This window comes from Thauera butanivorans NBRC 103042, assembly GCF_001591165.1.
GTDB classification, from domain to species: Bacteria; Pseudomonadota; Gammaproteobacteria; order Burkholderiales; family Rhodocyclaceae; genus Thauera; species Thauera butanivorans.
Genome location: NZ_BCUG01000015.1, coordinates 125458 through 135087 on the forward strand (window position 1 = coordinate 125458; position 9630 = coordinate 135087).

A 9630-nucleotide genomic window follows, 5' to 3' on the forward strand; every position below is an offset into this window, starting at 1 on the left:
ACACCCACGGTACACATCCTTGCATGTGCGCCCCCGCCTTCCGTGGCACCATCTTCACTGCGCAAACCGCTGCAGCCCGCCGGACCATCGACATGAACACTCGCGCCTCCCGCTCTCTCCGCATCCTGTGCCTGGTCATGGGCCTGAGCACCACCGCCTGCCTCGCCGGCGCGGCGGACAAGGGCGAGGCAGGCGGGGCGCTACCGGCCCAGGAGCTGACGCCGCGCACGATCTACCAGTTCCTGCTCGCCGAAATCGCCGGCGCGCGCGGCCAGATCGGCCTGTCGGCCCAGCTCTACGTCGACCTCGCGCGGGCCACGCGCGATCCGCGCATCGCCCGCCGCGCCACCGAGATCGCGATGTATTCGCGCAACCCCCAACTGGCTGGCGAAGCCGCCCGGCTGTGGACCGAAACCGCGCCCGACTCCGAAGAGGCCCGCCGCGTCTTTGCCGGCGTCAGCGGCCAGATGGGCAGCGGCGCCCGGGTCAACCTCGAACAGATCCAGATCCAGCTGGCCCGCACCCTGGCCCAGTCCAGCGCCCGTCTCGCCCAGAACCTGCTGAGCCTGAACCGGGCGCTCGCGGGCGTTCCCGACAAGGAAGCGGCGCACGGCATCGTCCGGCGCCTGACCGATCCCTACCTCGACCTCCCCGAAGCCCACATCGCCCGCGCCCAGGCGGCGATGATCGCCGAAGAACCGATGCAGGCGCTGGGCGCGGTCGACACCGCACTGCAGTTGAGGCCGGGCTGGGAACCCGCCGTCCAGTTGAAGGCGCAGATCCTGCAGCATACCGGCGCCAGCGCCGAAGCGGTACGCCAGCTGGAAACCGAACTCGCCCGCAACCCCGACAGCGCCTCGCTGCGCCTGACCTACGCCCGCGCGCTGGTCAGCGCGCAGCGCTTCGAGGCGGCGCGCGACGAATTCCGCCGCCTGCTCGCCGCCAACCCCGGCGACGCCGAACTGCTCTACGCCATCGGCCTGCTGTCGATGCAGCTCGACGATACCGCCGACGCCGAGGCCCGCTACCTGGAAGCCCTCGAAGCCGGCCATCCACAACCCGACCTGATCCGCCTGCAGCTCGGCCAGATCGCCGAACAGCGCGGCGAAGGCGTGCTGGCACGCAAGTGGTTCGGCGAAGTCACCGATGAACGCCACCATTCCGAGGCGATGATCCGCAGCGCACGGAGCCTGGCGCGCGAAGGCAGCATCGACGAAGCCCGCGCGCTGCTGAAGGCGCAGCAGGGCAGCGACGAGGACATGCGCCGCTACCTGCTGGCCGAAGCCCAGCTGCTGCGCGAAGCCGGACGCGCCGACGAGGCCCTCGCCGCACTGGACAAGGCACTGGCGGCCACGCCGGACGATGTCGACCTGCTGTACGAAACGGCGATGCTGGCCGAGCGCCTGAACCACATCGACGTCATGGAAGCCCGTCTGCGGCGCGTGATCGAACTCGAACCCGAGCACGCCCATGCCCACAACGCACTGGGCTATTCGCTCGCCGACCGCGGCCTGCGCCTGGACGAAGCCGAGGCGCTGATCGCCCGCGCACACGAACTACTGCCCGACGACGCCTTCATTCTCGACAGCCTGGGCTGGGTACGTTTCCGTCTCGGCGATGCAGCCGGCGCGCTGGCACACCTCGAGCGCGCCTACACGATCCGCCAGGACGCCGAGATCGCCGCCCACCTCGGCGAAGTGCTGTGGGCGCTGGACCGCCGCGAGGACGCCAACCGCATCTTCGACGAAGCCCGCCAGGCCCACCCCGACAACAGCCTGCTGGCCGACACCGTCCGCCGCCTGCGCGGCCGATGACGACGCACCGCCTTCCCCTGCCGGCTGCGGCCATCGCCGCAGCCGCACTGGCACTCTCCGCCTGCGCACCGCTCCCGGCCGGCGCGCCGGCGGACGTCGCCGCACGCAGCTTCTCGTCCGCCTTCGAGCTGCAGGGCCGCATCTCCGCCAACGACGGCAGCCGGGCCGCCAGCGGCCGCATCGAATGGCGGCACGAACACGACACCGACAGCTTCGCCCTGCTGACGCCGATGGGGCAGGTCGTCGCCACGCTCGACGCCGATGCCGCCGGCGCCCGCCTGCGCACCGCCGACGGCCAGTCGCTGCACGCCGCCAGCGCGGAAGCCCTGCTGCCGCGCGTGCTCGGCATCGAGGTGCCGGCCGGCCGCCTGAGCCGCTGGGTGCAGGCCGCGCCCGACGCCGATGCCGAAGTCCGCACGCTCGACAGCGCCGGCCGGCCGGCCATCCTCATCGACCAGGGCTGGCGCATCGAATACCTCGAATACGCCGGCACCGCCGGCGACGCGCCGCCGGCCCGCCTCGACGTCTCCCGCGGCGACGCCCGCATCCGCCTCGTCATCGACTCATGGACCGCCCTGCCCTGACCCTGCCGGACACTTCCGACCCGCGACGCCTGCCGGGCTGCCCCGCGCCGGCCAAGCTCAATCTGTTCCTGCACGTCACCGGCCGCCGGGCCGACGGCTACCACCTGCTGCAGACCGCCTTCCGGCTGCTCGACTGGGGCGACACGCTCGACTTCGGCCTGCGCGAGGACGGCGAGATCCGGCGCACCACCGAGATTGCCGGCGTGCCGCCCGAGCAAGACCTGGTCGTGCGCGCGGCTCGCCTGCTGCAGGCGCATACCGGCTGCCGCCTCGGCGCCGACATCGCGCTGCACAAGGTATTGCCGATGGGCGGCGGCATCGGCGGCGGCAGTTCGGATGCGGCGACGGCACTGATCGCGCTCAACCGCCTGTGGGGCACCGGGCTCGGTCGCGCCGAGCTGCAGGCGCTGGGCCTGCAGCTCGGCGCCGACGTGCCCGTCTTCATCTTCGGCCGCGACGCCTTCGCCGAAGGCGTGGGCGAAACCCTGCAGCCGCTGGACCTGTCACCCGCCTGGTACGTGATCGTGTCGCCGGGCGTATCGGTGCCCACCGGCGAAATTTTTTCGGCAGAGGGCTTGACGAGAAACACGCCTCTCATCAGAATGGCGGACTTCGCAGCAAGCACCACACGGAACGATCTGCAGGCCATGGCATGCAGCCGCTACCCGGAAGTGCAACGTGCGATCGACTGGCTGATGCAATACGCACCAGCCCGGATGACAGGCTCGGGCGCCTGCGTCTTCGCCGAAGTGCCTTCGGCCCGGGACGCGGAACGCATCGCCGCAAGCTGTCCGCAACGCTGGACGGCCTGGAACGTGCGAACGGCCTCTCGCCATCCGCTGTACGAATGGCTAGAATAGCGGCCGCTTCGTTACAGTCGATTTCACGAGCTGGCGAAAAAGGTTTATTGGGGAGTCGCCAAGTCGGTTAAGGCACCGGATTTTGATTCCGGCATTCGAGGGTTCGAATCCTTCCTCCCCAGCCATACAACGACGGGCAGGCCCAGGGGTTATCCGGGAGCCTGCCCGATTCGTTTTCAAGGGTCGACAATTCAAACGGCATCGGAGCAGCGATCATGCCCCACGGCAGCCTGATGGTCTTCACCGGCAACGCCAACCCCAAGCTCGGCGCGGACGTGACGCGGCGCCTGGGCATCTCCCTCGGCTCGGCCACCGTCGGCCGCTTCTCGGACGGTGAAGTCAACATCGAGCTGCTCGAGAACGTCCGCGGCAAGGACGTCTTCGTGCTGCAGCCGACCTGTTCGCCCACCAACGAAAACCTGATGGAACTGCTGGTGCTGGTCGATGCGCTCAAGCGCGCCTCGGCCGGACGCATCACCGCCGCCATCCCCTACTTCGGCTATGCCCGCCAGGACCGCCGCCCGCGCTCGGCGCGCGTGCCGATCACGGCCAAGGTCGTCGCCAACATGCTGCAGGCCGCCGGCGTCCAGCGCCTGCTGACGATGGACCTGCACGCCGACCAGATCCAGGGCTTCTTCGACATCCCGGTCGACAACGTCTATGCCGCGCCGGTGCTGCTGAACGACCTCGACAAGCAGAAGTACGACGACCTGCTGGTGGTGTCGCCCGACGTCGGCGGCGTGGTGCGCGCCCGCGCCTTCGCCAAGCGCATGGAATGCGACCTGGCGATCATCGACAAGCGCCGTCCGAAGGCCAACGTCTCCGAGGTCATGAACATCATCGGCGAGGTCGAAGGCCGCACCTGCGTGATCATGGACGACATCGTCGATACCGCCGGCACGCTGTGCAAGGCTGCCTCCGCGCTCAAGGAACACGGCGCCAAGCGGGTGCTGTCCTACTGCACGCACGCCGTGCTGTCGGGCGCTGCGGTGTCGCGCATCAACGACTCCGAACTCGACGAACTGGTCGTCACCGACACCATCCCGCTGCGCGACGACGCCAAGGCTAGCCCGCGCATCCGCCAGGTCTCGGTCGCCTCGCTGCTGGCCGACACCATCCTGCGCATCAGCAACGAAGAATCCGTCTCGTCGCTGTTCATGGAATGATTTTCGCCCGCGCCTTCGGCTGAAGGGGCGGGTTTCTTGCGTTTTCGCCTGGTCGCGGGCGGAGACATCAACTTCAGGAGCAACACATGCAAATCCAATTCAAGGCCACCAAGCGTGACGCTCAAGGTACGGGTGCGAGCCGCCGCCTGCGTCGTGCCGGCCAGCTGCCGGGCATCATCTACGGCGGCAGCGAAGCCCTGCCGATCACGCTCGACCACAACGAGCTGTTCCACCTGCTGCGCAAGGAAGTGTTCCACTCGTCCGTGCTGAACATCGACGTCGACGGCAAGAAGGAAACCGTCGTGCTGCGCGACACCCAGTGGCACGCCTTCAAGCCGCAAGTCCTGCACATCGACTTCCAGCGCGTCGACGCCAACCAGAAGATGCACCTGAAGGTGCCGCTGCACTTCATCGGCGACGACGTCTGCCCGGCGGTGAAGCTGGGCGGCTGCATCGTCTCGCACGTCCTCAACGAAATCGACGTCCAGTGCCTGCCGAAGGACCTGCCCGAGTTCGTCGAGGTCGACCTGTCGGCGCTGGAAGCCGGCCAGTCGGTGCACGTCTCGCAGATCAAGCTGCCGGCCGGCGTCGAACTGGTCCAGCACGGCGACGCCGACCCGGTGGTCGCCAGCTCGCTGAAGGTCAAGGGCGCTGCCGACGCCGAGAGCGAAGGCGAGGCTGCCTGAGCCCCACCGCCCGAGTCCCACTCCACGGAAAGCCGGAGACCATAGATCGATGAGCACAGCGCCTTCGCGCCCCCTGCGCCTCATCGTCGGTCTCGGCAATCCGGGCGGTGAATACGCTGAAACCCGGCACAATGCCGGGTTTTGGTTTTGTGAGCGGCTCGCCGACGAGCTCGGCCTGCGCTTCTCGCACGAATCACGTTTCCACGGCCTGGTCGCCAATGCGCGCGAAGCCGGCGCATGGCTGCTGATGCCGCAGACCTTCATGAACCGCTCGGGCCAGGCCATCGGCGCCCTCGCGCGTTTCTACCGCATCGAACCTGCGGAAATCCTCGTCGTACACGACGAGCTGGACATCCCCCCCGGCCAGCTGCGCCTGAAGTTCGGCGGCGGCCTCGGCGGCCACAACGGCCTCAAGGACACCTCCGCCCACCTCGGCACCAATGATTACTGGCGCCTGCGCATCGGCATCGGCCACCCCGGCGACCGCAGCGAAGTGGTGAATTTCGTCCTCAAGCCGGCACGGCGCGAGGAACAGCAGCAGATCGACGAAGCCATCGACAAGGCCCTCGCCACCTGGCCGCTGCTCGCCCGCGGCGAACTCAACACCGCCGCCACCCGGCTGAACGCCCGGCCGGCCCCGCCCAAGCCACCGAAGCCCAAGGTGCCGGACGACGCTGGCGCCTGATCCATGAGAGGTAGGATGGGTAGAGCGAAGCGAAACCCATCACAGCGAAACCCATCACGTCAGAGGAGCTAGGCTCCATCGCAAATGATGGGTTTCGCCTACGGCTCTACCCATCCTACCCCGCAATATCAATACCCCACCGCCGCCAGCGCCCGCAACGGCCCCACGCGGCGAATCGACTCGATCTGCTCGGGCTGGCGGGTGTACAGCGTGCCGCCGAAGCACACCGCGCTCATCGAGATCCCCTCGAAGCACTCCGCGCTGCGCGGCAGCACCAGCAGCCAGCCGTCGCTCGCCAGCAAGTTGTACGGCGGCAGCAGGCCATCTTCGCCCGGCTGCAGCGCCAGCGTCTCGCAGGCCAGACGGTAGGCCGCGTACAGGCTGTCCGCCGCCACCTCCACCGGCACGCCCTCGCCGCAGCACACGCGCACGAAGCAATGCTTCATCGGCAGCGCCGGATGCTGGGCCACGCCCTGCTCGGGCAGCCCTGCCGGCAGGCCGGGCGCAAAGATGCGCAGGCTGGCATTGCCCGCGGTCGAGGGAATCCACTGCACATGCTTGTGGCGCTGGCTCGCGCCTGCAGCGGTGCCGCCGTTGTACAGCCCGATGCCGCCGGCCTCGGCCATGATCTCCGCCAGCGCGGCGAAGTCGCTGCGCGCCAGCGGCAGCAGCTGCTCCTCGAACGCGCGCCGCGCCAGCACCAGGTGGCGCTCGCTGAGCGGGAACTTGTTCAGGATCACGACATGCTCGTCGCCCAGCGGGCCGACGGTCAGCTCCGGATCGGGATTCAGGAAGGGGTTGAAGTTCGGGTCGCGCGGACCGCCCGGAATCGCCACCTGGGCCGTCTTGGCCGCATCCTTCACCGCCAGCGACGACACCCAGCGCACGATGAAGCGCATGCCGCCGTCTTCCATCTCGGTCTGCTCCGCCTGCACCGGCTGCAAGGCCCCCGACGCCAGCGCGCTCGCGCTGCGCGCATCGATCGCCTCGATCCAATTGCTCGCCATATCTCCTCTCCTCCTTGATTCGTCTTGTGGCAATACAGACCGGACATTGTAGGCGCAGCCCCATCGTTTTGAAGCCCTCGCCCGGTTTTGGCGCTGCAGCCCATCGCGGTACAATTCGCGGTTTTCCACACCGGATCAAGGCAATAGCCCGCCTGCGCGGCGCTCCGCCCCGGAACGACAAGGATTCACATGAGCCTGAAATGCGGAATCGTCGGACTGCCCAACGTCGGCAAGTCGACCCTCTTCAACGCCCTGACCAAGGCCGGCATCCAGGCCGAGAACTACCCCTTCTGCACCATCGAGCCCAACGTCGGCATCGTCGAGGTGCCCGACCCGCGCCTCGACCAGCTCTCCGAGATCGTCAAGCCGCAGCGCGTGCAGCCCGCCATCGTCGAATTCGTCGACATCGCCGGCCTGGTCGCGGGCGCTTCCAAGGGTGAAGGCCTGGGCAACCAGTTCCTCGCCAACATCCGCGAAACCGACGCCATCGTGCACGTCGTGCGCTGCTTCGCCGACGACAACGTCATCCACGTCTCCGGCAGCGTCGACCCGATCCGCGACATCGAAGTCATCGACACCGAACTCGCGCTGGCCGACCTCGCCACCGTCGAAAAAGCCATCAACCGCTACAAGCGCCCCGCCGCCTCCGGCGACAAGGAAGCCAAGATCCTGGTCGCGGTGCTGGAAAAATGCTTCGCCCAGCTCGACGCCGGCAAGCCGGTGCGCGCGCTCGACCTCGCCAAGGAAGAGTGGGCCAGCCTCAAGCCCTTCTGCCTGATCACCGCCAAGCCGGTGCTCTACGCCGCCAACGTCGCCGAGGACGGCTTCGAGAACAACCCGCAGCTGGACGCCGTGCGCGCCCACGCCGCCACCGAAGGCGCCCAGGTGGTGGCCTTGTGCGCCTCCATCGAAGCCGAGATCGCCGACCTCGACGACGCCGACAAGAAGGAATTCCTCGAGACCATGGGCCTCGAAGAACCCGGCCTCGACCGCCTGATCCGCGCCGGCTACACGCTGCTCGGCCTGCAGACCTACTTCACCGCCGGCGTCAAGGAAGTCCGCGCCTGGACCATCCACGCCGGCGACACCGCCCCCCAGGCCGCCGGCGTCATCCACACCGACTTCGAACGCGGCTTCATCCGCGCCCAGACCATCGCCTTCGACGACTTCATCCAGTACAAGGGCGAAGCCGGCGCCAAGGAAGCCGGCAAGATGCGCGCGGAAGGGAAGGAGTACGTGGTGAAGGATGGGGACGTGCTGAATTTCCTGTTCAACGTCTGACGATTTTTGCTGGATCTCGGTGGCGCTCAGTAGCGCTTGGTGGACAGGTAGACCCATTTTAAATCAATGGGTTGCGTAAACAATACGGTCTACTGAGCGTTCCTATTGTTCATCGAGGTCTGAAAAATTCGGGGGTAGCGTTGGGGGTACTCGTGTTCAACCGTGGGGGTACATCCCCCCGCAGTGGAGTCCAACGATGCCCGAAAACCTACTCACCGACCTCAAGGTCAGGTCGGCCAAATCGACTGATCGAGATTGGAAACTTTCAGACGGCGGGGGCCTGTTCCTGCTGGTCAAGCCCACCGGCGGCAAGCTTTGGCGGTGGAAGTATCGCCTGCAAGGAAAGGAGAACCTCTTTGCCATTGGCGGCTTTCCTCAAGTAAGCCTTGCGGAGGCGCGTGCGGCCCGTGAGAAGGCACGCGCCTTGGTCAAGCAAGGCATTCATCCTTCCCATGAGCGGCGGCAGGTCAAGGAGCGCAACCTGGAGGCGCTGGAGGAACGCAAGCGCGCTCGTGAAAGCTCGTTCGCCAAGGTGGCGCAGGCGTACCTGGCCGAGATCAAACCGGTCTTCACGCTCAGTTCCTATCGTACGAAAGAGTCCCGCATCAGGAAGTACCTGTCGCCCAAGTTCGATGGGATGCCGATGAGCGACATTGGCGTGAAGCAGATTCGCCCGCTGCTGGAGGAATGCAAAGCCCACGGCGCGTGGGCAGCCATCCACGTCAAGGGCGACCTGTCGGCCATCTTCGAGTTCGCGGTGGTGCGGGGGCTGGTCGAGGCAAATCCAATTCCCAGCCTGCGCGGGCTGCTACGCGTGCCGTTCAGCGAGAGCAAGGCGGCGATGACGCGAGAGCAAATCCAGAGGTTCTATCAGGAGTTGCGCGGCTACCGGGGCTATCCGGAAACCTCGCTGTGCCTGCGGCTGATTGCGCTGACCGCCTGCCGTCCAGGGGAAGCGGCGGATGCCGAGTGGGACGAGTTCGACTTTGAGGATGCGCTATGGCGTCGGCCTGCAGCGAAGATGAAAGCGCGGCGCGACCATGTCAGCCCGTTGTCGGTACAGGCCATTACCGTGCTGAAGGATTTGCAGTGCATCACGGGCGATGGCCGCTATCTGTTCCCGCACCGGAGCGGCAAGGGCTTCACTACGCCCAACCGACTCACCTATGCCATGCGTGACATGAACCTGGGCCGGGATACGACGCCGCATTGCTGGCGGACGACCTTTTCGACCTGGGCCAATGAGAACGGATACCGGCCTGATGCAATCGAGCGGCAGCTTGCTCACGTGGAAAGCAACAAGGTGCGGGCGACTTACAACAAGGCGCTGCTGCTGGATCAGAGAAGGACGCTGTTGCAGGACTGGGCGGGCTATCTGAGTGCGGCGGAGGACAGCGGTACTGCATAGGGACGATTTGGCCGGGTGTTGCAGAACGAATGGACGGGGACGGCCTTTTCCTTTACTGGATAGGGCCCGTTGTCCCCTGAGGGCCGTTCCCTTGCCGTTTGCCTTTGCCGAAAGATGGGCGCAGGGAATGGGGTAGTCA

9 protein-coding genes and 1 tRNA gene are annotated in these 9630 nt (G+C 66.9%); 9 read left to right on the forward strand and 1 reads right to left on the reverse strand.

The genetic code is table 11. From position 1 onward, the window contains the following. Positions 1-92: 92 nt before the first annotated feature. The 7 genes from TBU01S_RS07260 to pth all read left to right on the forward strand — a co-directional run bounded on the left by TBU01S_RS07260 (position 93) and on the right by pth (position 5795). The gene (locus tag TBU01S_RS07260; protein ID WP_068635987.1) at positions 93-1814 is read left to right on the forward strand and encodes a tetratricopeptide repeat protein; all 1722 of its coding nucleotides are present in this window, start codon (positions 93-95) and stop codon (positions 1812-1814) included. Continuing rightward, a complete protein-coding gene (gene lolB / locus TBU01S_RS07265) occupies positions 1811-2398 on the forward strand; it encodes a lipoprotein insertase outer membrane protein LolB (RefSeq protein ID WP_068635966.1) in 588 nt (195 codons plus the stop codon). The genes TBU01S_RS07260 and lolB overlap by 4 nt, the downstream gene beginning before the upstream one ends. Next, positions 2380-3258 carry a 4-(cytidine 5'-diphospho)-2-C-methyl-D-erythritol kinase gene (gene ispE / locus TBU01S_RS07270; RefSeq protein WP_068635967.1) on the forward strand — a complete coding sequence of 293 codons (879 nt, stop codon included), beginning with the start codon at positions 2380-2382 and terminating at the stop codon, positions 3256-3258. Before lolB ends, ispE begins: the two co-directional genes overlap by 19 nt. Before the next feature lie 48 nt (positions 3259-3306). Further along, a tRNA-Gln gene (locus tag TBU01S_RS07275) sits at positions 3307-3383 on the forward strand. 90 nt (positions 3384-3473) lie between these two features. Further along, positions 3474-4424, forward strand: coding sequence for a ribose-phosphate pyrophosphokinase (locus TBU01S_RS07280; RefSeq protein WP_068635968.1), 951 nt, complete (start codon positions 3474-3476; stop codon positions 4422-4424). A gap of 86 nt (positions 4425-4510) precedes the next feature. Then, the gene (locus TBU01S_RS07285; RefSeq protein ID WP_068635969.1) at positions 4511-5110 is read left to right on the forward strand and encodes a 50S ribosomal protein L25/general stress protein Ctc; all 600 of its coding nucleotides are present in this window, start codon (positions 4511-4513) and stop codon (positions 5108-5110) included. A gap of 49 nt (positions 5111-5159) precedes the next feature. After that, a complete protein-coding gene (gene pth / locus TBU01S_RS07290) occupies positions 5160-5795 on the forward strand; it encodes an aminoacyl-tRNA hydrolase (protein ID WP_068635970.1) in 636 nt (211 codons plus the stop codon). A gap of 128 nt (positions 5796-5923) precedes the next feature. Here the strand turns inward: pth and TBU01S_RS07295 are convergent, their stop codons facing one another. Then, complete coding sequence (locus TBU01S_RS07295) at positions 5924-6802, reverse strand: ATP adenylyltransferase family protein (protein WP_068635971.1); 879 nt, start codon at positions 6800-6802, stop codon at positions 5924-5926. 189 nt (positions 6803-6991) lie between these two features. Between TBU01S_RS07295 and ychF the strand changes: the two genes are divergently transcribed. Next, positions 6992-8083 (forward strand): redox-regulated ATPase YchF, encoded by a 1092-nt coding sequence (gene ychF, locus TBU01S_RS07300; RefSeq protein ID WP_068635972.1) that lies wholly within the window; start codon positions 6992-6994, stop codon positions 8081-8083. A gap of 196 nt (positions 8084-8279) precedes the next feature. Continuing rightward, positions 8280-9491: a tyrosine-type recombinase/integrase gene (locus TBU01S_RS07305; protein ID WP_068635973.1), complete on the forward strand. Its 1212-nt coding sequence runs from the start codon at positions 8280-8282 to the stop codon at positions 9489-9491. The last annotated feature ends 139 nt before the right edge of the window (positions 9492-9630 follow it).